The following is a 21,680-nucleotide window of genomic DNA, read 5'->3' as shown; positions in this document are numbered from 1 at the left end:
TCAGAAACATCAGATTCAGTTAGCACGCAAAAGCAGGCACGACAGCAACCTGCCAAGCGGCGGCAAATACCTTACAATAGCCGCCACATTATTTTGACGAGTTTCAGGCGAGCAACACATGGCAGACGATAAAACCACTCATTTCGGCTTTCGTACCGTAGAAAGCAAAGACAAAGCCGGCATGGTCGCCGGTGTTTTTCACTCGGTGGCTGCCAAATACGACTTGATGAATGACCTGATGTCCGGTGGCATTCACCGCCTGTGGAAACAGTTCACCATCGAATCTTCCGCCGTACGCCCCGGCCAAAAAGTCCTCGATATCGCTGGCGGCACTGGCGATCTGGCCGCAAAATTCAGCCGCTTGGTCGGCAGTCAGGGCAAAGTCGTGCTCGCCGACATCAACGACTCCATGCTGAAAGTGGGCCGCGAAAAACTCACCAACAAGGGCATTGTCGACAATATTGAATACGTGCAAGCCAATGCGGAATGCCTGCCGTTCCCCGACAATCATTTCGACTGCATCACCATCGCCTTTGGCCTGCGCAATGTCACCGACAAAGATGCTGCCATTCGTTCCATGCTGCGCGTACTAAAGCCCGGCGGTCGCCTGCTGATTCTGGAATTTTCCAAACCATCCAGCGAATTACTCGGCAAAGTCTACGACCGCTATTCCTTCGATATCCTGCCCAAGATGGGCAAGCTGGTCACCAACGACGAAGAAAGCTACCGCTATCTGGCGGAAAGCATTCGTATGCACCCCGACCAGGAAACCCTGAAAGGCATGATGGATGAGGCCGGCTTTGTCGACACCCGCTACCACAACCTGACCGGCGGCATTGTTGCGCTGCACCGGGGCATCAAACCTTGATCAACGGTATGCTGCAAAGTGCCGCCCTAGGAGCGCTGGAAGATGCCATTAATCGCGGCATCACACTGGACAGCCGCGCCCCCGAACAACTCAGCACCCTCAATGGCAAACGCTTCGCCCTGCAGCTACAAGAACCCGAGATCTTTCTTGGCATTGCCATCCAAAGCGGTCACATCAGGCTGAACAGTGATTCACAAACAAAAGTTGATACGCGCCTAAGCGGCAGTTGGGCCGAATTCGCCCGCATTGCCAGCGCCGACGATCCCGCAACTGCCTTAATTAATGGCGACATCACAATTCAGGGTGATACCGCCCCACTGCTGGAATTACGCAATATTCTCAGCCAACTGGATCTGGACTGGGAGCGCCCCCTGGCAAATACCTTTGGTGATGTTGTCGCCCACCAGATCGGCAGCAGCCTCCGCGCAGGACAGCGTTGGGCCCTGCAAGGCGCCAAAACCCTGCGCCGCCAAGTAGAAGATTTTTTACTGGAAGAAAGCCGACTAGTGCCGCACCCCTATCAAGCCGAAGATTTCTTTAGACAGATAGAAGACCTGCGCACCCGCAGCGAACGCCTTGAAGCCCGACTTCGCAGCCTGAGTCAGCGAATCGCTCAACAGACCGAAAAGAACTAAAACAAGGACATACTATGGGGCTGCGCCGCCTGCTCGCCATCTGCTGGATATTTTGTCGCTACCGACTCGACCTGCTTATCCCCGCAGATGCCCTACCTTGGCGCGCCAAATTATTACTTAAAACCGGGCCGTGGCGTTTATTTCCAAACCCCAAAGGAGAACGCGGCCGCCACCTGCGCCTAGCACTGGAATCACTGGGCCCTATTTTTATTAAATTTGGCCAGATCCTCTCCACTCGCCGCGACCTGCTTCCCCCGGATATGGCCGACGAATTGGCCAAGCTGCAAGATCAGGTACCGCCGTTTCCCAGCGATCAGGCTATGGCGTTAATCGAAAAGGCACTGGGCCAACCCATCGCCCAATTATTTTCAGAATTTGATCAACAGCCCTTGGCCTCTGCGTCCATCGCGCAGGTGCACACCGCCACCCTGCCCAGCGGCCAAAAAGTCGTTGTCAAAGTGGTACGCCCAGGCATTGAAAAAATCATACGCCAAGACATCAAACTGCTTTTCAGCCTTGCGCGACTGGCCCATGACTACCTGCCAGACGGCCCAAGACTGCGCCCCGTCGAAGTGGTGGAGGATTACCAACACACTATTTTTGACGAGCTCGACCTCAAGCGCGAAGCGGCTAACACATCGCAGCTGCGACGCAATTTTCAAAGCTCTGAAATTCTTTATGTGCCCGAAGTGTTCTGGGATTACACCCGCCGCAATGTACTGACCATGGAGCGCATCTACGGCATTCCTGTCACTGATATTGCAGCCTTGCAAGCCCAAGGCACAGATATGAAAAAGCTGGCCGAACGCGGCGTGGAAATCTTTTTCACCCAAGTGTTCCGCGACAGTTTTTTTCACGCCGACATGCACCCCGGCAATATTTTTGTCTCTCGCGAAAACCCGCATTCGCCGCAATACATTGCCATTGACTGCGCTATTATCGGCAGCCTTAGCGATTTCGATCAGTACTATCTGGCCCGCAATCTGTTGGCGATTTTTCAGCGCAACTACCGCGAAGTCGCCGAACTCCATATCGAGTGTGGCTGGGTACCGCCAGAAACCCGCGTTCACGAATTTGAAGCGGCCATGCGCAGCGTTTGCGAACCCATTTTTGAAAAACCGCTGGCGGAAATTTCCTTCGGTCAATTGCTGGTGTATTTATTCCAAACCGCCCGCCGCTTCGATATGGAAGTGCAGCCCTCGCTGGTGTTGCTACAAAAAACGCTATTGAATATCGAAGGGCTAGGCCGCCAGCTTTATCCACAATTGGATTTATGGGCCACCGCAATGCCCTTTCTCGAAAATTGGATTCGCGACCGCTATTCACCACAAACCATGCTGCGCAAAGTCAGCCACCGCCTGCCCGGCTGGCTGGAACAGCTGCCCCACCTGCCGGAAACCCTACTTGAAAGGACGGCGACGGCACCGTTAGCGCGAACGCCACAACACCATAATGTCGCTGCTCCGCGCAAACCCGGTCATCAATACAGCCAAACACTGGCACTGGCCTGCCTTGCCGGTGCCGTTATTGTCGCCAACCCAGAATGGGCAGAAAACCTGAAGACCCTGCCGACCGAGAGCCTCGTATTACTGGGTTTAAGTCTGTTTTTTGCGCTAAGACGCCGCCGCTAAGCTCTGAAAAACAACGCGATTAGGGTAAAGTAGCCCTCGTAAAAAATTGAGAAACAAGTCATGAGCACAAGTCACTGGCTCGACCAGATAAAATGGAACGCCGACGGCCTCGTCGCCGCCATTGCCCAAGACGCCAAAAGCGGGCGCGTATTAATGATGGCATGGATGAATCGCGAGTCTCTTGAACTCAGTCTTAAAGAAGGCCGCGCCATCTACTGGTCCCGTTCGCGCCAACAACTGTGGCGCAAAGGCGAAAGCTCTGGCCACGTGCAAAACCTGCTGGATATTGCGCTGGATTGCGACGGTGATGCCCTGCTGATGCAAGTCGAACAACTCGGCGGCATCGCCTGCCACACCGGCCGTGAGAGTTGCTTTTATCGCGGCTTAAAAGATCAGCAATGGCAGAGCCGCGAAGAAGTGATTCGCGACCCCGAAAGTATTTATCAGGATAAAACCTAAGTCATGGCACAAAGTATTCTTGAACAGCTCGATCAAGTATTAGCCGAGCGCAAAGGCGCAGATGCAGACAGCTCCTACGTTGCCAGCCTTTATCATAAAGGCCTGAATAAAATTCTGGAAAAAGTCGGCGAAGAAGCTATTGAAACAGTGTTGGCGGCCAAAGATGCCGAGCAAAGCGGCGACAATAGTAAACTGATTTATGAAACCGCCGACCTGTGGTTTCACAGCCTGGTGATGCTGGCCGAGCGCGGTGAAAATCACCAAGCCGTACTCAATGAACTCGCACGCCGTTTTGGTCTCTCGGGGCTGGAAGAAAAAGCGTCGCGCACACCCTCTAATTAATTCGCACTAATATTATCTGGAGACAACCATGGGACTTGGCGGAATCAGTATCTGGCAACTGCTTATCATCCTCGCCATTGTGGTGCTGCTGTTCGGCACTAAAAAACTTAAAAATATCGGCGGCGATCTGGGCGGTGCAGTCAAAGGCTTTAAAGACGCCATGGGCGATAAAGACGGAGACGCTACCCAGCAAAAAAATATCGAGGAACAGGCTGACGAGTCAGCTGATACCACCTCAACCGAGCAGAAGAACGAGTCGAAATAATCCATGTTCGATATGGGTTTTGGTGAGCTGCTATTAATTGCGGTGGTCGGTCTATTGGTGATCGGCCCCGAGCGCCTGCCCGGCACAATTCGCACAATTAGCTTGTGGCTTGGCCGATTTCGCCGCAGCTTTAATGAAATCCGCAGCGAGATTGAGCGCGAAGTCGGCGCCGATGAAATTCGTCGCCAGCTCCATAACGAGCAGGTGATGGCCTCGCTAAAAGAGAGCGAAAAAAACCTGCAAAGTGCGCTAGAAAGCACCACCAAAACAACTAATGACGCCCTGCAGCAGATCGGCAATAGTATTATGCCGCCCGAGGCGAACGCCACCGATAAAGAAGACGAACTGGGCGGCACGGAAATAACTGAACCCGCCCCTACAGACCATTCAGAAAAGCTAAACGATGAGCAGCGCCGAGACTGACAGCGGGCAACCCCTTGTTTCCCACCTAACTGAGCTGCGCGACCGATTGTTGCGCTGCGTACTCGCTATTCTTGTGTGCGCGCTAGCGCTCATGCCTTTTTCTGGAGAGATTTACAGCTTCGTTTCCGCGCCCTTGCAATCTCTGCTGCCCGAAGGCAGCGGCATGATCGCCACTGAAATCGCCTCGACCTTCCTCACCCCGTTTAAGCTGGTACTGGTTAGCGCCTTCTGTCTGGCGATTCCGGTTATTCTTCATCAGGCTTGGGCTTTTATCGCCCCCGGCATGTATCAACACGAAAAGCGCTTGGCGGCGCCGCTGCTGGTTTCCAGTGTGATTCTGTTTTACGCCGGCCTCGCCTTTGCCTATTTTGTGGTGTTCCCGCTAGTATTCGGCTTTTTCAGCAGCATTACCCCTGAGGGTGTAGCCTACACCCCGGATATTTCCAAATTTTTGGATACCGCATTAAAGCTGTTTCTGGCTTTTGGCGCTGCTTTTGAAATTCCCATCGCCACCATTCTGCTTATCAGTGCCGGGGTAATCAAAGCCGAGGAATTGGCCGGCAAACGGCCTTATGTGATTGTTTGCTGCTTTGTGGTGGGCATGTTACTCACACCGCCAGATGTCATTTCTCAAGCGCTATTAGCCATTCCCATGTGGATGCTGTTTGAGATTGGGGTGTTCTTTGGCGGCTTGATTGAAAAATCTCGTAAGAAACAAATACCAGAAGAACAAGCACCAGAAGAATAAGCACCCGCAGAATAAATGCGGCCGACAAGTAGGATTTAGAGTGCAGTCACCAATCTGAATCAATAATCGTCGGAATCAGAATACCCTACCGCCAAATTCTCAAACCGCGTGTGCTTACCAATAAAGGCTAAACGCGCGGTACCTATCGGGCCGTTCCGCTGCTTGCCGATAATAATTTCCGCGACGCCTTTGTGCTCGGTTTCCTCGTTGTAGACCTCGTCGCGATAGATAAACATAATCACGTCGGCGTCCTGCTCGATCGCTCCCGATTCCCGCAAGTCAGAGTTTACCGGCCGCTTATTGGGCCGCTGTTCTAGCGCACGGTTTAGCTGGGATAGCGCCACCACCGGACACTCAAATTCTTTGGCAATCCCTTTGAGCGAGCGAGAGATTTCAGAAATTTCTGCAGTACGACCTTCGCTATTACCCGCTACGCGCATCAACTGCAGGTAATCGAGCATAATCATGCCGATCTGGCCGTGCTCCCGCATAACTTTACGCGCCCGGCTGCGCACTTCAGTGGGGGTCAGTGCTGGGGTGTCATCAATAAACAGCAACTTGTCTTTTAAGCGCTCTACGGCACCACTGAGCTTGCCCCAGTCTTCACTTTCCAACTGCCCGGTCCGCATGCGGGTCTGGTCGATTTTGCCAACCGAGGACAGCATCCTGATCATCAATTGGCTGGCCGGCATCTCCATACTGAACACCAGAGTCGGCAGGTTTTTCGCCAACAACGCGTTCTCAACCAAGTTCATGGCAAAGGTGGTTTTACCCATAGATGGACGCGCGGCCACAATCACCAAATCAGACTTTTGCAGGCCCGATGTCATTTCATCTAGCGCCTGAAAGCCGGTAGTCAGCCCGGTAATATCATCGGTGCTATTAAACAGCTCATCAATTTTATTAACGGCTTGCTTCAGTAGCGGCCCGACCGGCTCTAGGCCGCCGGTTTTAGGTCGCTCCTCGGCAATCTGCATAATGCAGCGCTCAGCTTCATCCAGCACCTCATCACTGCTGCGCCCTTCCGGGTTAAAGCTCTTATCGGCAATGGTATTGGCGGCGGAAATCAGCGCCCGAAAAATAGCACGCTCGCGCACCACTTCTGCGTAGGCGCGAATATTGGCAATAGAGGGGGTGTTACCGGCAATTTCGGCGAGATAGGCAGGGCCGCCAATATCTTCCAACTTGCCATTACGAGCCAGACTTTCTGCCAGCGTAACCACATCGATGGGCTGCTGCGCCTCAATCAAGCGCGCCATACAGGCGAAGATATGCCGGTGTTCAGGACGGAAAAAATCGCCCTCACCCACCGCATCGGCCACACTATCCCAAGCTTCCGGGGCGATCATTAAACCGCCCAGCACAGACTGCTCCGCCTCAAGTGAATGGGGAGGCAGCTTTAATTGCGCAAATTCCGACTCATCAAAATCGGGGGGAAAATCGGGTTCTTGGGATTCAGCCTGCACGGTCAGTCCAACATTCATTCGGCCGGAAATTGTGGCAAAAAAAAAGCGTGCCGGCTATGCCTGACACACTTTTTTAGTAACGCGAGTATCAACGCCCGCCAAATGGTGGCCTTGTTCGCGCTAGCCGCAATCCCGGTTAGAGATTACTCAGCAGCTTTTTTCAGCAACTCTTATTCTGCAACAACAGTAACGTTAACGTTCTGAGTTACGTCAGAGTGAATCTGAATAGCGACTTCGAAGCTACCGATTTCACGAATCGGACCTTCTGGCATACGCACTTCGCTCTTGTCGATGGCAACGCCAGCCGCAGTCACTGCGTCAGCAATGTCGCGAGTACCGATAGAACCGAACAGCTTGCCACCTTCGCCAGCATTGGCTTCGATGGTTACGCTAACGGCAGCCAGTTGCTCAGCGCGGGCAGTTGCTTCGCTCAGTTTCTCAGCTGCAGCCGCTTCCAGCTCAGCACGACGTGCTTCAAACGCTTTTACATTATCCGCAGTGGCAGGTACCGCCTTGCCAAAGGGAACCAGGAAATTACGGCCGTAACCGGATTTCACATTTACTTGGTCGCCGAGGTTACCCAGCTTGCCAACTTTTTCCAGCAGAATCACTTGCATGGTTCTAACCCTCTCTTTGCGTCTGCGTCGCCTACTGTTCCGGCGGAACCGGCAGACGCTTTCTAAAATCAATCCAACTGTCTAACACTGCCACTAGCATAATCACGGCCCACAATGGGCCCACCAAGGACAGCGCCACATACAAAACCACTAGCCACACACGGCCCAAGTTCAAACGACCAACTACGCCGTGAACCAGTGCCAAACCCGCCACAATAAATGGCAGTGCGCAGCAGATACCCCAAAAACGGTAAACCTCACCCATATTGCTCAGCAATAACAGCAAGGCCACCAGAATTAGCGTGACCGTTGGCGGCAGGCGCAATTGCCACATTTCCTCACGGAAACCACCCGGGCGAAACAGTACTGCTTGCCACCAGCGCGCCAGCATCACCGCCAACACACTCCACAAACAGGTACTCACCCCAATCACAGCGGCAACATCACCCGCCTGAATGTTGATCTTGGCACCCTGCTGGCGAAACTGCTCCAGCATCGGGTTGACCATTGCCAACACTTCCGCCAAATAGGCCTGACCGGCAACATTCAACGCAGTAGCACTGGCCAAACCAGCGCCAACCGCAGCCAGCAAGGCATAAGGCCAATACTGCATGGTGCGCAAGACCGCTGCCGTTACTGCTGTTCCCAGCAGCATGGTCAACGGACCAACATCCCTCGCCATTACCGCTACGGCAATGGCGGGAAGCAGCGCCCAAAATACAACGTAAGCGCCTTCAGCTAATCCCTTTCTCAGGGCAACCAGGGCGGCAGCGGCAGCGCCAACCCAGGCAAACATCAGTGTTCCCATCCCCAAACCGGCTACCGCTACGGCTTGGAGTCGCCCCTTTAAGATGAACTCAGCAAGTGGGCGCACGGAAACGTATTACTTGTGGCTGTCGGTGTACGGCAGCAGAGCCAGGTAACGAGCGCGCTTGATAGCTGTAGACAGCTGACGCTGGTACTTGGCATTGGTTCCAGTGATCCGGCTGGGAACAATTTTGCCAGTCTCGGATACATAGGCTTTCAGGGTTTCCAGATCTTTGTAATCGATCTCTTTAACGCCCTCTGCACTGAAGCGGCAGAACTTACGACGACGGAAAAAACGTGCCATGACTTATCTCCTTAGTTCCGCAATTATTCAGCGTCTTCAGCAGTAACTTCTTCTGCTGAATCTTCATCGCTGTTGTTGTCTTCATCTTGTTCCGCATCGCGGCGCTCTTGGCGCTGCTCATTGCGGCTACGACGCTCGCGGCTTTCTTTTTCAGCCTTCATGATCGGTGACTCTTCAGTCACAGCGTCGTCACGACGGATGATCATGTTACGCAGAACAGCATCGTTGTAGCGGAAGTTGGTAGACAGTTCTTCCACGGCCTCGGCAGTCGCCTCGACGTTCATCAGCACGTAGTGTGCTTTGTGGATTTTGTTGATTGGGTAAGCCAGTTGACGGCGGCCCCAGTCTTCTAGGCGGTGAACTTTACCGCCGTCTTTTTCGATAGTCTGGGTATATCTTTCGACCATACCGTTGACTTGCTCGCTCTGGTCAGGGTGCACCAGAAACACGATCTCGTAGTGACGCATTGTATGCTCCTTACGGGTTTAGCCACCTTTTCAGTGTGGCAAGGAGTACAGTTCCGCTTTCCGTTTACAACCCGGACACGGGGACTGCTGTTAATTTAGGAGCGCGGATTCTAGGCAAGCCCAGTAATAAATGCAAGCTATTAGGCCATTTTTTATACAATTTTGAGCGTGCTTACTGTGCCGCGAGGCCGCGCTGGCGCACCGCCTCAAATAGGCAGATACCAGTGGCGACAGAGACGTTAAGACTGCTAACGGTACCCGCCATTGGCAAACTGGCAAGAAAGTCACAATTTTCGCGAGTCAGACGACGCAGGCCGCTGCCTTCCGCCCCCATCACCAAACCCACCGGACCGCGCAAATCCTGCTCGTACAGGGTGCGATCCGCTTCGCCCGCCAGACCGATAAACCACAAACCAGCGTCCTGCATGGTTTTCATACTGCGCGCTAGATTGGTAACTTCTATAAAAGGAATCGTTTCAGCAGCTCCACAGGCAACTTTTTGCGCCACTGCGGTTAGCCCGGCGGAATTATCTTTAGGCACCACTACAGCCGTGACGCCTGCGGCATCGGCACTGCGCAAGCAGGCACCCAAATTATGAGGATCGGTCACACCATCTAAAATCAGCACCAACGCACCAGCGCCGGCATTTTGAATTAGCTGGGGCAAATCTTTTTCGCTACTTGCCTTAAGTGATTGGGCAAGCGCAACAACACCTTGATGACGCCCCTCAACCATTTTATCCAGCTCGGCGCGCGGCGTTTCGGTCACGCGAACTCCCGCTTTATTCGCCAGAGCAAGCAGCTCATTCAAGCGCTTGTCATGGCGGCCTTCCTGCACAAAAATTTCTTCAATCCGCCCAGCTTGGCGCGATAAAACCGCCTGCACGGCATGCAGGCCAAAAATACGTTCCGACACGATATTAAATCCGAATTCGAGAGTTCAACTCAGCGGCGTTTTTTGCCGCCTTTCTTTTTACCTGCACCTTGGCCGCCGGCACCTTGACCGTCAGTGCGTTGGCCAGCAGCACTTTTGCCCTTGGCACCTCCGCGCGGACCTTTGCTGCCGCGCGCTGGCTTACCGCTACCCTTACCCTTGCCGCCGGGCATGATGCCCATGGCTAGCGCTTCGCGCACCGAGGGCTTTTTGCGCGGCGCACTTGCGGCCCCAGCCACTAACCCTAGATCAATTTTGCGCTCATCTAAATCAACAGCAAGCACCTGCACTTTTAGTGTGTCGCCAAGCTGGAACACTTTACGAGTGCGCTCGCCTACCAAACGCTGATGCGCCTGATCAAACTGGTAATAATCTTTGGGTAGGGCGGTAATATGTATCAACCCTTCTATATAGAGATCCTGCAACTCGACAAACAAACCGAAATTGGTCGCCGCCGTTACCACGCCCTCAAACTCGCTGCCGACATGTTCCTGCAAAAACTCGCATTTAAGGAAGGCCATGACATCGCGAGAGGCATCATCCGCACGCCGCTCTGTCATCGAGGTGTGCTCACCCAAGCCCACCAGCGCCGCCATATCGTAGGGATACATCTGCTTGCGCGGAATATCCGTTGCGCCTTTCGCAGCGACAAAACAGCGTTCTTCCGAACCGCCACGAATCAGATAACGTAGCGCGCGGTGCACCAGCAAATCGGGGTATCGGCGAATGGGCGATGTGAAATGGGTGTAACCGCTGTAGTGCAGACCAAAGTGGCCTTCGTTCTCTGGCTGATACACCGCCTGACTCAGCGAGCGCAGCATCATCGTCTGAATCATTTGCGCATCGGGACGCTCACCAAGGCTCCCCAATAAAGCCTGATAATCTTTCGGCGTGGGCTCAGCACCACCTTTTAGCCCCAAGCCAATTTCACCGAGGAAGCTGCGCAGATTTTCCAACTTTTGATCACTGGGGCCTTTATGCACCCGGTACAAGGCCTCTAGCCCAGCGCGCTCAAGCGCTTTTGCCGTTGCTACGTTGGCGCACAACATACACTCTTCAATTAGTTTGTGTGCGTCGTGGCGATGCACCGGCACAATCGCCTCAATCCGCTTTTGCGAATCGAACACGATGCGTGTTTCTACGGTTTCAAAATCAATGGCCCCGCGCTCGCTACGGGCTTCCCGCAGAGCCAAAAACAAATTATGCAAATGGCGAAGCTGGGGCAACAAATGAGGGAAACGCCCGCTATTCGCCGCAGGGTCAGCGCCCTCAACGTCTAGCATGGCGCCGACTTCGTCATAGGTTAGACGCGCATGAGAACGCATCAAACCTTCATAAAACTGATAACCGCTCAATCGCCCCTGCGCACTAATGGTCATTTCGCAGACCATGCAAAGCCGCTCCACCTCTGGCTTGAGCGAACACAAGCCATTTGAAAGCGCCTCGGGCAACATCGGCACTACCCGATCAGGGAAATACACCGAGGTGCCACGCTTCTGAGCTTCAGTATCCAGCGCCGAACCGATCTTCACATAATGGGACACATCGGCAATGGCCACCCACAAGCGCCAACCGCCCGATTTTTTCGGCTCACAGTACACCGCATCATCAAAGTCGCGAGCATCCACGCCATCAATAGTGACCAACGGTAACTTGCGCAAATCCACCCGAAAGGTTTTATCAGCCTCACCGGGCTCACTGCCAAAACTGCGCGCCTCTTCCTCAACGGCCTCTGGCCACTCAAAAGGAATTTCATGGGTGCGCAGAGCCAATTCGGTAGCAACACCCACGGTACGACGATCACCCAATACTTCGGTGATTCGCCCACGCGCCTGCTGGCGCGGCCCCGGCTGCTGGGTAATCTCGACCATCACATAATCGTCTGCGGCGGCACCTGCAGTATCGTCATTGTCGAGGGCCACCCAGTTTTGAATGCGACTATTATCCGGCACCACCAAAAAGCGGCCCCGATTATCCGTCAACTTACCCACTAATTGACGGGTATTACGCTCCACCACTTCAACAATGGCACCCTCGCGACGGCCTCGCGCATCCCAGCCGGTGACGGACACCCGAACTAGATCGCCATCAAACACCTGCTGCATTTGACGATTCGACAAAAACACATCGTCAGACTCGCCCTCAATAATGACAAAGCCAAAGCCATCGCGATGCCCCTGCACCTTACCCAGCAAGGTATCCTGATGATCAATCGCTTGAATTTTGCCGCGCCGGCCCTCCTGAACTTGACCGTCGCGCAGCATTGCTTTCAAACGGCGGCGCAAACCCTCCTCTTCAGCCTCGCCCTCAATCCGCAAACGACGGCTAAGCTGGGCAACGGTCAAACCGTCTTTCAAACCCTGCAATTGCTCAAGGATAAATTCGCGGCTGGGAATGGGATTTTCGTAGCGCTCCGCCTCTCGGGAAGCGTGGGGGTCATCAACAGATCGGCGTTTTGCCATAAAAAGCTAGAGTCCGTAATCGGAGAAGAAAAATATTTTGCGGCTAGTGTACCGCAAGCGTTGACAAAAAGGGTTTCAATCAGTAAATTGCGCGCCTCTACTCGCTATGGCGAGTTTCATCTCCTCTGCCCAGGTGGTGAAATTGGTAGACACGCTAGCTTCAGGTGCTAGTGGCTTCACGGCCGTGGAGGTTCAAGTCCTCTCCTGGGCACCATTTCCCAATTCTTTCTCTTTACTTTGAAACACGCATTTAGCCGTGGATTTCTATTTTCCAACTTATCACAGAAATTCCCCTGCACTTAAATATTCCAGCGAATAGACATTACCGCCCTATACAAAATATCCCGAAAAACTTCTGCTACATTTATTACTAGCAAGGAGCTGGGCATGACAAATACGGATATACGACCAACACCCCACCATACGCCATTGACGCACATGCGCCACTGACGTACGATTCTTTATGCAATTCATTGAAACCCCCGTTTTCTCCAGATGGCTTAAAGCCAATGTGAGTGACGAAGATTTCTACCGCCTTCAACTTGAACTCGTAGCCGACCCAAGAAAAGGCGATGTCATCAAAGGTACCGGTGGCTTTCGCAAAATTCGCATTGCCTACGGAGAGCACGGAAAACGTGGCGGCGGTCGAGTGATTTACTACTGGTTTAATGAAGACCAACAAGTTTATTTAGTAATGGGCTATTGCAAGGGTGAAAAATCGGACCTAAGCGAACAGGAAAAACAGATACTTAAAGAGCTGGCTTACCAGCTAAAAGGTAAATGATATGGCAAGCGATCGTTTTTCAGAATTAAAAGAAAGCGTGGAATGGATGGTTGCCCACAAACAAGGGCGATCACCAACCGGCGGAACCACACATCATATTGATGCAATTGATGTAAAAGCACTACGAAACAAGCTAGGCCTGTCTCAAGGTAAATTCGCCCGCGTCCTGAATGTTTCTGACGACACTGTAAAAAACTGGGAGCAAGGCCGCCGAAGCGTTTCAGGGCCTGCCGCGCGCTTGATGCAAATTGTCGAACGCCACCCTGAAATTGTTGCCGAAGAGCTCCGATCTTAATATTTACTCCGTAATCGGCTCTTCCGCCGGGTCAAGATCTTTTGACGCCTCTGGCTCGATCGTCGTTTCATCTTTGGAATGAATCCCAATATGAAAAGCGGCAAAGCCGGGCATCACCACCTGATTATTCGCCATACCAATCACCTTGCCGGCAACATCGGCAATGATATCTGATTTTTCATTAGTGATCGGGTCGATAATGGTGGCCAGTTTCTGATCCACCTTCACTACATCACCGAGCCGAGTATTGCTAAAAAGAATCCCGCCGCGTGGTGCGCGAATCCATTCCGACTGATAAAACACTGGCGTGGGCTTACCCCACACACCAAAGTAGCGATACATGCCCAAGCGCTCCAGCAAGGTTTGGCTTGCCGTTACCCCTGCCTTGATTTGATCTTCCTGAATACGCAGTGATTCGCCCACCTCCAAGGTCAGACTGGGGATATTCTCGGCCACCGCCGCCACCCGCAACATACCTGAATCACCTTTGCTGTGTACGATCGCCACGTTATCAATCAGCTTGGCAAAATTCGCCACCGATTCATTCAGCATATCCGCACGCACTTGTGGCAGGTTGTCGCGCAGCATCGAGCCGGTGTGCACATCCACCAAATAATCACACTGCTTAATCACCTTATAAAACAAGGAATGCGCAATGCGTGAAGCCAAACTGCCTTTGACATCGCCGGGGAAAAATCGGTTTAAATCGCGACGATCCGGCAAATAGCGACTGCCTTCACGAAAGCCCTGCAAGTTCACAATAGGCACCGCAATAATGCGGCCCTTCAAACTTTTAGGGTCAAGGTCATAGACCACACGGCGAATAATTTCGATGCCGTTCAACTCATCGCCATGAATCGCCCCGGTTAAACACAGCGTAGGGCCCGCGTACTTACCATTCACCACCAGCACCGGCGCCGGTGCGGCCAGACCTGAAATATTATTATCCGGCGACCACGCCACTCGGCTGGAAGCGCTGGGTTCAACCTCGGCGCCCAAAATGACGAAAGGGGTATTTAGTGCGCCCTGTTCCACTGGCGCAGTGGCAGTTTCCGGAACAGTTGTTTCGGCAACTGGTGCAACGGTTTCCACCGGCTCAATAATTTTTGGCTCAGGTACTGGCGCAACCTTGCTGAGATCTACATTGGGCGCTTTTTCAATTTGCGGCTCAACCACAGCTACTTCCTCAGTTTGAGACGGCTCTTGCGCTACCGGTTTTTCTTCTTTTGCCGATTGCGACGCGCTGGCCGCAGCCGCAGCGGTAGCCCCGCCGGCAGCCAATAAAGGCGGCGACATCGCAATAACAAAGGAAAAACCCAAACACCGGGCGAGGAAGTAAGCGTCCAATCTTGGCATAGCGCGGTAAGTCTCAATATATCAATGAGTGTAAAACGCTCACGATACCATTTTGGCTAGGCGGATTGCCAAGATTGGCGATTATTCAAGCAAACAAAATACCGGCGTGATGCCGTAGATGGTCTTCGATAAAACTCTGAATAAAGTAATAGCCGTGATCGTATCCAGCATGACGCCGCAGCCGAAGTGATTGCCCACTTTTCTCCGCCGCATGTTCCAACGCCTCGGGGTGAAGCTCGCGCTCAAGAAAGGCATCCGCCTCGCCTTGATCGACCAAAACTTCACTCGGGAAGGCCTGCTTTGCCATCAACAAACTGGCATCCCACTCGGCCCACGCGCCTTCATCATTACCCAAGTAATTTGAAAAGGCTTTTTGCCCCCAAGGCACCGCCACCGGATTAGCGATGGGCGCAAAAGCCGACAGCGAATGCCAACGCTCGGGATTACGCAATGCCGTAACCAGCGCACCATGCCCACCCATCGAGTGACCAAAAATACCGCGACGCTCAGCACTGGCAGGAAAGTTCGCCTCAATCAGCGCGGGCAATTCCTCATTCACGTAATCCGCCATTCGATAATGACCCGACCACGGCGGCTGTGTGGCATTCAGATAAAACCCCGCACCCACACCAAAATCCCAGCTATCGGCATCACCCGGCAAATCCAGCCCGCGCGGACTGGTATCGCAACTCACCAAAAGCAAACCCAATTCGGCGGCAAGCCGCTGCGCGCCCGCCTTAATCATAAAGGTCTCTTCGGTACAGGTTAGCCCCGCCAAGTAATACAGCGCAGGCACTTTCTGGCTGGCGGCCTGCGGCGGTACAAACACCGAGAAATTCATCTGGGTGCCGGTGCTTTGTGAGGCATGGCTATAGAAATACTGACGACCGCCAAAGCAGCCGTGTTCAGACCTTAACTCCATTAGAACACCACCACGCTGCGAATCGACTCGCCTCGGGTCATCAGATCAAAACCCTCATTGATCTGATCCAGTGTCAGTAAGTGGGTAATCATCGGATCAATCTGAATACGGTTATCCATATACCAATCCACAATGCGCGGCACATCAGTGCGACCACGTGCACCACCAAACGCGGTACCCTGCCAGCGGCGACCGGTCACCAGCTGGAACGGACGCGTCGAAATCTCTTGGCCCGCACCCGCCACTCCAACAATTGTTGAAACACCCCAACCACGATGGCAACACTCCAAAGCCTGACGCATCACCTCAACATTGCCGATACATTCAAAACTGTAATCCGCGCCGCCATCGGTCAGTTCAACAAGGTGAGCCACCAAATCGCCTTCAACTTCAGAAGGGTTTACAAAGTGAGTCATACCAAACTGACGCGCCATGGTTTCGCGCTCAGGGTTTAAATCCACGCCGATAATTTTATTGGCACCCACCATCTTGGCGCCCTGAATCACATTCAAACCAATACCGCCCAAACCGAACACCACCACATTGGCGCCGGCCTCTACCTTGGCAGTAAACAACACCGCACCAATACCGGTAGTGACACCGCAGCCGATATAACAAACCTTATCGAAAGGCGCATCTTCACGAATTTTCGCCACCGCGATTTCCGGCATTACCGTGTAATTAGCAAAGGTCGAGCAACCCATATAGTGATAAATCGGCTGGCCATCCAAAGAGAAACGGCTCGTGCCATCGGGCATCAAACCCTGACCTTGAGTGGCGCGAATAGAGGTACACAGATTGGTTTTATGCGACGTACAGCTTTTACACTCGCGACATTCTGGCGTGTACAGCGGAATAACATGGTCGCCGGGTTTCAGCGACTTCACACCGGGGCCGACCTCAACCACCACGCCGGCGCCTTCGTGCCCAAGAATGGCGGGGAAAATACCTTCAGGATCTGCACCAGAGAGCGTGAATTTATCAGTATGACAAATCCCGGTGGCCTTCATTTCGATTAGCACCTCGCCCGCCTTGGGGCCAGCCAGCTGCACAGTTTCAATCGATAAAGGTTTGCCCGCCTCAAAGGCGACCGCTGCACGCACGTCCATAGTTCACTCCAGTATCGTTTCGACAAGATTGTGCCGTGGACTATACCGCAAACTCTGTTTCAGCTTGGCAAAAAGTATGAAATTAATCTCTCTATCTAGTCGGCTATCCGCCACTAAAACAAAAAAGGCCGCTTGCGCGGCCAAAGATTACTAGGAGGGAGTAATTACAGTGATGCTGAGGGGTTTTGATACACGGTTTTTCCGTGCGCAATAGTCTCAACAATCGGAATGTCTTTAATGGTTTTGGGATCAACGGTTAAGGGGTTTTCACCCAATACCACCAAGTCAGCTTGCTTGCCTACGGTGAGGGAGCCTTTTTTATCTTCCTCAAAGTATTGATAAGCGCCCCCCATAGTTGCTGCATAAAGAGCATCGTAGGGTGAGAGACGCTGATCTGGGCCGAGAATAAAGCCGCTGCGGGTTTCGCGATTCACGGTTGCCCAAATCAGGCGCATCATGTCAGAAGGCACCACAGGGCTGTCGTTATGAATAGTGAAGTTCACCCCCAAATCCTTAGCCGCTTTGGTTGGGCTGATATGGGCAGCGCGTTCTTCACCAAAGCTCTTGCGGTGCCAATCACCCCAGAAGAAGGTGTGTGAAGAAAAGAACGATGGCACCATTTTCAGTTTAGCGGCGCGCACAACTTGGTCGGGGCGCATGACCTGAGAGTGAATAATTACTGAGCGGTGATCGGGAATTTCCTGCCCGGCAAAGGCTTCGTCGACTGCGTCCATTACCAGATCAATAGCTGCATCGCCGTTAGCGTGAACCAGAATCGGAACGCCCTTGTGCAGCAGTTTTGCCGCCGCTGCTTTAAACACATCGGGATCGGTGGTGGGGTAAGCTACATAAGGGCCTTCAATACCTTCTGGATTTTCATTGTAGGGCTGGGTCATCCACGAGGTGCGTCCTTGAGGAGAGCCATCCAACATCAGTTTCACGCCGCCCAAGCGCACATTGTGGCTGTAACCGTCTTTCACTTTTTCGTCTAGCTCATCTGGCGTGAGCGGCGGATTGCCATCTTTGGCCGCTTGGAAAACCACCACATCCATGGTGATGGGCGCAAACCAATCCAGCACTTTCATGGCCATTGCCACGCGGTAATCTGAGCCGCCATCTTGAATGGTGGTCACGCCGTAACTGGCGTAGTAGGCCATGGTTTTCTTAACCGCTTTAATAACGTTAAAGGGGTTTTTCATGGGGCCAAGCATATGGGCACCCATCATCATATGGGTGGCTTCTTCTTCCATAACGCCATTGGGTTTTTGGCTGCCGGGATAGCGACGGAAAACACCGCCATCGGGATCAACCATATTTTCATCAATGCCCATCTCCGCTAAGGCGGCGGAGTTAGCGGTGCCCAAGTGACCGGAAACGTGCATCAAATAGATCGGCACATCTTTTGAAACTTTATCCAGATCGTCACGGGTGGGGTGACGCATTTCTGCGATCAAGGAATCATCGTAACCTGAAGCGATCAACCAGCTTTTATCATCAGCATCACGCTTTTCAAGCTCGGCACTCAAAATAGCAAGGATATCGTCTATTTTCTGAACCGGCCCTACCGGTGGCGAAGCAATATTGGCAAAGTTAATCATGGCCGCCACACCAGCGATATGGCCGTGGCTGTCGATAAAACCGGGGATCAAAGCGCGTTCACCTAGCTCGACAACGCGCGTGTCGTCACCCAACCATTTTTCTGCGCCCGCTTTATCGCCAACATAGACAATTTTCTCATCCTGAATCGCCACTGCCTCGGCGCTGGGTTTAGCCTCATCCATGGTAATGATATTGCTGCCGTAAAATACCTGATCGGCTTCATTGCTGGATTTTCCACAGGCGGAAAGACCCAGCACACATGCGATAGATAGCACTAAAGGAATTCGTCTCATTAATAACTCCACTGAGAATTTACGGGTAACACAGGGCAAAAGCGCCCGATACAGTTCTGATTAAAACGGCCTGAGCCGTTGCCGCATAGGGCCAGTTTAACGCGATTGAAGGACCAGTAATTTACTAAAATTAAGTCTGGTATTTTCAAAAATAAAAAAGGGCGCTAAGCCTTCGCTCGCGCCCAAGGATCGGCTGTGAACCGGTTTAGAAAGAGGTGTAGGTTACGGTTAGACCAAAAGTTCTTGGCGTTGCTGGAACATGGATCGCACCGAAAGGAGGAAGCTGGAAGTTGTGCAGGTAATATTCTTCATCCAGCAGGTTTTTACCCCACAGTGACACCTCCCAGTTCTCCGCCGGACTGGTGTACGCCAGTCGACCATTCACAAGGCTGTATTCAGGAATCGCGGCGAAATCGATATTGGCGGTGTCCTGATAGGCCTGATCTTTATAGACATACTCAACACGCGAATCGAGGAAGCCTTTGTCGCCTAAGGGCAAGTGGTAGCTCAAGGCAGCGGTATACGCATTGCGCGGTGCGTTGCGCAGCTTATTACCTTCGTCTTCTTTCAGCTGACCGCCCAGTTCAACATACTCGGTATCGAGGTAGGCGTAACTACCGGTGAATACCAGGTTATCGGTAAACAGGTAAGTCGCTTCCAATTCAACACCTTGAGAGATTGCACGACCGGCGTTTTTAGTGATGAGCGGCGGAATAATGCAACTAGAACACTCAAACTGTTGCAGTACTTGCAGGTCTTCGTAATCGGTTCTGAAGATCGCCGTGTTAATCCGCAGTGTTTGATCCAGCATGGTGGTTTTCATACCGATCTCAAGGTTTAAGGCTTTCTCTTCATTGAAAGGCTCGTCTTGAGTGCTGCCCTGAGGAGTCGAAGGTGCAAAGCCACCACTTTTGAAGCCGGTTGCCGCGCTGGCGTAAACCATGCTTTCTTCACCCACGAAGTAATTCGCTACCGCTCTGAAAGTTGGCGCCTTCCAGGTTTCTTCAACATCGTAAATCACTTCCAGTGGCGGCGTGAGTGGGTCGCCCACAATCGGCAAACCGGTCACTGGAGAAACCGACGTCATCGTGCCTTCATTGCGGTATTGCTTGGTTTCCTGAGTGAAGCGCGCACCAAAGGTCAGCTCCAGCTTTTCAGTGAGCGAGTAAGTGGCTTCACCAAATGCAGCGTAACTGGTGGTGGTATTGTCCTGTAGCGCCTGATCGATAGAGGGCGAATACAGCGCACCCTGCGGCCCCAGTACAAAGGTTGCTAATAACGGCGCATCAAAATATTGACCTTCTATACGCTGCGTATCTTCCTTCGCATAATACAAACCAGCTTGCCATTTCAGCTTTTCTGAATACCCAGCTAAGCGAAACTCCTGAGTAAACAAATCTGACTCTTCATCAATAAAGGCATACACCTCAAAGCGCCCTAGGGGAACTTCTACACCGGGAGCGGCTTCAAGAAAGCCGTATTGAGCCCAGATTTCCGCCGCAACGTTGAAGCCATCGGAATACATATCGGCATAGTTGCTGGTATGGCTGGTGATCGAGGTCAGCGTAACATCGCCGATATCCCAATCTAATTTCAGCGAGGCACCTTGGTTTTCCATACTGGTAAAGCCTTCGGTATCACTGTAGTTCTCGTGGAAGCCGGCTTTTCTTACAAAGCCATCATCCTGTGCGCGCTGCAACATAGTGGCCAATGAACCGGCATCTTCACCGGGAACCGCCGCCGTACCGGTGCGATCATCTTCTGAGTAATTCAGGGTCAACAAGGCGGTCAGCGTGTCGATGGGTTGAAACTCCAACTGCATGCGCGCGCCCATGCTGTCCATCTCGCCGTGCTCAACCTCGGGGTTGTAAACACTTTTCACATAGGAGTCGCGGTGTTTAGAGTTGAGGCTAAGTTTGCCTGCAATCTTGTCAGTGATACCACCAGAGACAAAACCACGCGCATTGGTGTAGCCCAAGTTACCCGCCGTTAATTCCAGCGCAGATTCAAACTCCAGCGTTGGGCGGCGAGTGGTTACGTTAATCGCACCGGCTACAGAGTTTTTACCCCAGAGCGTTCCCTGAGGGCCGCGCAGCACTTCGATAGAGCTAATATCAAACAGCTCCATACCTGTTCCGGCGCTACGGTTTACATATACACCGTCGATAAACATGGCCACGGACTGCTCGCCACTGGCGGCGCCGTCACCGTTTGAGCCGATACCGCGAATATACAATTGCGGCTGAGTGGGATTAAACTCGCCCATGCTAAAGCCGGGGGTACGCACGGCAACACCGCTGACGTTTGAAATACCCGCTTCTTTCAGCATTTGCTCATTCATTGCAGTTACCGCAATAGGAACATCCTGAAGGTCTTCCGCACGTTTTTGTGCGGTAACAATCACCTCTTCCATTTGCGCGAAGCTGTTGCCCGCAAACATCGCTGTAGTCAGCAGCATTGAGGGGGCTAGCTTACGGAATGTAGAATTACTCATAATTGAACTCCTGCGTTTCTCAGCCGCCTTATAACGACCGAGCTGTGTAAATTCGTTACACGACAGAAGCTACCGCAGATGTTTTTGCTGGCTATAGGGCCAGATTTCGCTAAGTCACAGGCCAGCTGGTACCAGAGCGACTTTTGCACTCAAGCTGCGCACAGCAAAGCACTCCGCGCACCAATAACTCACAACTTTGCTCAGCCGCACTTTTACTTTCCGCATCAAAAAAAGTCGTCGCGCACTATTTGCGAGCGCGGGCTGCGCAACTCACAAACACTGACGAACATTGCCGATTGTTCATCGAGTGGCCCTCTTTATTAATAAGCCCTGGCTCTATAGCGGAATACCGCTCTCGTTTAACGTTTCTTTAAACGCAGCGTCTCACGCGCCAAGAATT

At 52.6% G+C, this 21,680-nt stretch carries 22 protein-coding genes and 1 tRNA gene; 11 read left to right on the top strand and 12 right to left on the bottom strand.

Features of this window, described 5'->3' with window-relative positions:
* Positions 1-118: 118 nt before the first annotated feature.
* Genes ubiE through tatC form a run of 8 tightly spaced genes read left to right on the top strand, consistent with a single transcriptional unit; the run spans position 119 to position 5,371 of the window.
* Positions 119-868, top strand: a complete 750-nt coding sequence (gene ubiE, locus IB286_RS03025) for a bifunctional demethylmenaquinone methyltransferase/2-methoxy-6-polyprenyl-1,4-benzoquinol methylase UbiE (RefSeq protein ID WP_190762287.1) — start codon at positions 119-121, stop codon at positions 866-868.
* Entirely contained in the window at positions 865-1,503 is a 639-nt protein-coding gene (locus tag IB286_RS03020) for a ubiquinone biosynthesis accessory factor UbiJ (protein ID WP_190762285.1), read from the top strand. Before ubiE ends, IB286_RS03020 begins: the two co-directional genes overlap by 4 nt.
* 14 nt (positions 1,504-1,517) lie before the next feature.
* Entirely contained in the window at positions 1,518-3,134 is a 1,617-nt protein-coding gene (gene ubiB, locus IB286_RS03015; protein ID WP_190762283.1) for a ubiquinone biosynthesis regulatory protein kinase UbiB, read from the top strand.
* 60 nt (positions 3,135-3,194) lie between these two features.
* Positions 3,195-3,593 (top strand): phosphoribosyl-AMP cyclohydrolase, encoded by a 399-nt coding sequence (hisI, locus tag IB286_RS03010; protein ID WP_190762281.1) that lies wholly within the window; start codon positions 3,195-3,197, stop codon positions 3,591-3,593.
* Positions 3,594-3,596: 3 nt separating this feature from the next.
* Positions 3,597-3,935, top strand: a complete 339-nt coding sequence (locus tag IB286_RS03005; RefSeq protein WP_190762279.1) for a phosphoribosyl-ATP diphosphatase — start codon at positions 3,597-3,599, stop codon at positions 3,933-3,935.
* Between the two features lie 28 nt (positions 3,936-3,963).
* The gene (gene tatA / locus IB286_RS03000) at positions 3,964-4,200 is read left to right on the top strand and encodes a Sec-independent protein translocase subunit TatA (RefSeq protein ID WP_190762271.1); all 237 of its coding nucleotides are present in this window, start codon (positions 3,964-3,966) and stop codon (positions 4,198-4,200) included.
* Positions 4,201-4,203: 3 nt separating this feature from the next.
* Entirely contained in the window at positions 4,204-4,623 is a 420-nt protein-coding gene (gene tatB / locus IB286_RS02995) for a Sec-independent protein translocase protein TatB (protein WP_190762268.1), read from the top strand.
* Positions 4,604-5,371, top strand: a complete 768-nt coding sequence (tatC, locus tag IB286_RS02990; protein WP_190762266.1) for a twin-arginine translocase subunit TatC — start codon at positions 4,604-4,606, stop codon at positions 5,369-5,371. Before tatB ends, tatC begins: the two co-directional genes overlap by 20 nt.
* A gap of 59 nt (positions 5,372-5,430) precedes the next feature.
* Here the strand turns inward: tatC and dnaB are convergent, their stop codons facing one another.
* From dnaB to rnr, 7 genes are all read right to left on the bottom strand, one after another.
* Positions 5,431-6,855 carry a replicative DNA helicase gene (gene dnaB, locus IB286_RS02985; RefSeq protein ID WP_190762264.1) on the bottom strand — a complete coding sequence of 475 codons (1,425 nt, stop codon included), beginning with the start codon at positions 6,853-6,855 and terminating at the stop codon, positions 5,431-5,433.
* A gap of 152 nt (positions 6,856-7,007) precedes the next feature.
* Positions 7,008-7,454, bottom strand: a complete 447-nt coding sequence (rplI, locus tag IB286_RS02980; protein ID WP_190762262.1) for a 50S ribosomal protein L9 — start codon at positions 7,452-7,454, stop codon at positions 7,008-7,010.
* Positions 7,455-7,485: 31 nt separating this feature from the next.
* Positions 7,486-8,250 carry a hypothetical protein gene (locus IB286_RS02975; protein ID WP_190762260.1) on the bottom strand — a complete coding sequence of 255 codons (765 nt, stop codon included), beginning with the start codon at positions 8,248-8,250 and terminating at the stop codon, positions 7,486-7,488.
* 87 nt (positions 8,251-8,337) lie between these two features.
* Positions 8,338-8,565, bottom strand: coding sequence for a 30S ribosomal protein S18 (gene rpsR / locus IB286_RS02970; protein ID WP_190762258.1), 228 nt, complete (start codon positions 8,563-8,565; stop codon positions 8,338-8,340).
* A 23-nt stretch (positions 8,566-8,588) separates the two neighbouring features.
* The gene (gene rpsF / locus IB286_RS02965) at positions 8,589-9,032 is read right to left on the bottom strand and encodes a 30S ribosomal protein S6 (protein WP_190762256.1); all 444 of its coding nucleotides are present in this window, start codon (positions 9,030-9,032) and stop codon (positions 8,589-8,591) included.
* A 172-nt stretch (positions 9,033-9,204) separates the two neighbouring features.
* Positions 9,205-9,948 (bottom strand): 23S rRNA (guanosine(2251)-2'-O)-methyltransferase RlmB, encoded by a 744-nt coding sequence (gene rlmB / locus IB286_RS02960; RefSeq protein WP_190762254.1) that lies wholly within the window; start codon positions 9,946-9,948, stop codon positions 9,205-9,207.
* A gap of 29 nt (positions 9,949-9,977) precedes the next feature.
* Entirely contained in the window at positions 9,978-12,428 is a 2,451-nt protein-coding gene (gene rnr, locus IB286_RS02955) for a ribonuclease R (protein WP_190762252.1), read from the bottom strand.
* 127 nt (positions 12,429-12,555) lie between these two features.
* Between rnr and IB286_RS02950 the strand changes: the two genes are divergently transcribed.
* The 3 genes from IB286_RS02950 (at position 12,556) to nadS (ending at position 13,507) form a co-directional block, all read left to right on the top strand.
* Positions 12,556-12,642: transfer RNA gene (locus IB286_RS02950), tRNA-Leu, on the top strand.
* Positions 12,643-12,891: 249 nt separating this feature from the next.
* On the top strand, positions 12,892-13,212 hold the full coding sequence (locus IB286_RS02945; protein WP_190762250.1) for a type II toxin-antitoxin system RelE/ParE family toxin: 321 nt from the start codon (positions 12,892-12,894) through the stop codon (positions 13,210-13,212).
* A gap of 1 nt (position 13,213) precedes the next feature.
* Entirely contained in the window at positions 13,214-13,507 is a 294-nt protein-coding gene (nadS, locus tag IB286_RS02940) for a NadS family protein (RefSeq protein WP_190762249.1), read from the top strand.
* A 3-nt stretch (positions 13,508-13,510) separates the two neighbouring features.
* On the opposite strand, the gene IB286_RS02935 is transcribed toward nadS, so the two are convergent.
* From IB286_RS02935 to IB286_RS02915, 5 genes are all read right to left on the bottom strand, one after another.
* The gene (locus tag IB286_RS02935; protein WP_190762246.1) at positions 13,511-14,863 is read right to left on the bottom strand and encodes a succinylglutamate desuccinylase/aspartoacylase family protein; all 1,353 of its coding nucleotides are present in this window, start codon (positions 14,861-14,863) and stop codon (positions 13,511-13,513) included.
* Between the two features lie 85 nt (positions 14,864-14,948).
* Positions 14,949-15,785, bottom strand: coding sequence for an S-formylglutathione hydrolase (gene fghA / locus IB286_RS02930; protein ID WP_190762244.1), 837 nt, complete (start codon positions 15,783-15,785; stop codon positions 14,949-14,951).
* Positions 15,785-16,894, bottom strand: a complete 1,110-nt coding sequence (locus tag IB286_RS02925; protein ID WP_190762242.1) for an S-(hydroxymethyl)glutathione dehydrogenase/class III alcohol dehydrogenase — start codon at positions 16,892-16,894, stop codon at positions 15,785-15,787. Before IB286_RS02925 ends, fghA begins: the two co-directional genes overlap by 1 nt.
* Before the next feature lie 164 nt (positions 16,895-17,058).
* Positions 17,059-18,786: an amidohydrolase gene (locus IB286_RS02920; protein WP_190762240.1), complete on the bottom strand. Its 1,728-nt coding sequence runs from the start codon at positions 18,784-18,786 to the stop codon at positions 17,059-17,061.
* Positions 18,787-18,991: 205 nt separating this feature from the next.
* The gene (locus tag IB286_RS02915) at positions 18,992-21,280 is read right to left on the bottom strand and encodes a TonB-dependent receptor (RefSeq protein WP_190762238.1); all 2,289 of its coding nucleotides are present in this window, start codon (positions 21,278-21,280) and stop codon (positions 18,992-18,994) included.
* Positions 21,281-21,680 lie beyond the last annotated feature (400 nt).

Source organism: Spongiibacter pelagi (genome assembly GCF_014705705.1).
Classification (GTDB): Bacteria; Pseudomonadota; Gammaproteobacteria; order Pseudomonadales; family Spongiibacteraceae; genus Spongiibacter; species Spongiibacter pelagi.
Note: the sequence above shows the minus strand (reverse complement) of the source record. Positions and strands in the feature narration are given on the sequence as shown.

Excerpts from the sequence above, each read along its gene's own strand:
- tatA (WP_190762271.1), top strand. The coding sequence starts at position 3,964 with ATGGGACTTGGCGGAATCAGTATCTGGCAACTGCTTATCATCCTCGCC.
- rpsR (WP_190762258.1), bottom strand. The coding sequence starts at position 8,565 with ATGGCACGTTTTTTCCGTCGTCGTAAGTTCTGCCGCTTCAGTGCAGAG.
- IB286_RS03005 (WP_190762279.1), top strand. The coding sequence starts at position 3,597 with ATGGCACAAAGTATTCTTGAACAGCTCGATCAAGTATTAGCCGAGCGC.
- nadS (WP_190762249.1), top strand. The coding sequence starts at position 13,214 with ATGGCAAGCGATCGTTTTTCAGAATTAAAAGAAAGCGTGGAATGGATG.
- IB286_RS02945 (WP_190762250.1), top strand. The coding sequence starts at position 12,892 with ATGCAATTCATTGAAACCCCCGTTTTCTCCAGATGGCTTAAAGCCAAT.
- IB286_RS02915 (WP_190762238.1), bottom strand. The coding sequence starts at position 21,280 with ATGAGTAATTCTACATTCCGTAAGCTAGCCCCCTCAATGCTGCTGACT.
- IB286_RS02920 (WP_190762240.1), bottom strand. The coding sequence starts at position 18,786 with ATGAGACGAATTCCTTTAGTGCTATCTATCGCATGTGTGCTGGGTCTT.
- rnr (WP_190762252.1), bottom strand. The coding sequence starts at position 12,428 with ATGGCAAAACGCCGATCTGTTGATGACCCCCACGCTTCCCGAGAGGCG.
- tatC (WP_190762266.1), top strand. The coding sequence starts at position 4,604 with ATGAGCAGCGCCGAGACTGACAGCGGGCAACCCCTTGTTTCCCACCTA.
- ubiB (WP_190762283.1), top strand. The coding sequence starts at position 1,518 with ATGGGGCTGCGCCGCCTGCTCGCCATCTGCTGGATATTTTGTCGCTAC.
- fghA (WP_190762244.1), bottom strand. The coding sequence starts at position 15,785 with ATGGAGTTAAGGTCTGAACACGGCTGCTTTGGCGGTCGTCAGTATTTC.
- tatB (WP_190762268.1), top strand. The coding sequence starts at position 4,204 with ATGTTCGATATGGGTTTTGGTGAGCTGCTATTAATTGCGGTGGTCGGT.
- rpsF (WP_190762256.1), bottom strand. The coding sequence starts at position 9,032 with ATGCGTCACTACGAGATCGTGTTTCTGGTGCACCCTGACCAGAGCGAG.
- IB286_RS02935 (WP_190762246.1), bottom strand. The coding sequence starts at position 14,863 with ATGCCAAGATTGGACGCTTACTTCCTCGCCCGGTGTTTGGGTTTTTCC.
- dnaB (WP_190762264.1), bottom strand. The coding sequence starts at position 6,855 with ATGAATGTTGGACTGACCGTGCAGGCTGAATCCCAAGAACCCGATTTT.
- IB286_RS02975 (WP_190762260.1), bottom strand. The coding sequence starts at position 8,250 with ATGTTTGCCTGGGTTGGCGCTGCCGCTGCCGCCCTGGTTGCCCTGAGA.
- rplI (WP_190762262.1), bottom strand. The coding sequence starts at position 7,454 with ATGCAAGTGATTCTGCTGGAAAAAGTTGGCAAGCTGGGTAACCTCGGC.
- hisI (WP_190762281.1), top strand. The coding sequence starts at position 3,195 with ATGAGCACAAGTCACTGGCTCGACCAGATAAAATGGAACGCCGACGGC.
- IB286_RS02925 (WP_190762242.1), bottom strand. The coding sequence starts at position 16,894 with ATGGACGTGCGTGCAGCGGTCGCCTTTGAGGCGGGCAAACCTTTATCG.
- ubiE (WP_190762287.1), top strand. The coding sequence starts at position 119 with ATGGCAGACGATAAAACCACTCATTTCGGCTTTCGTACCGTAGAAAGC.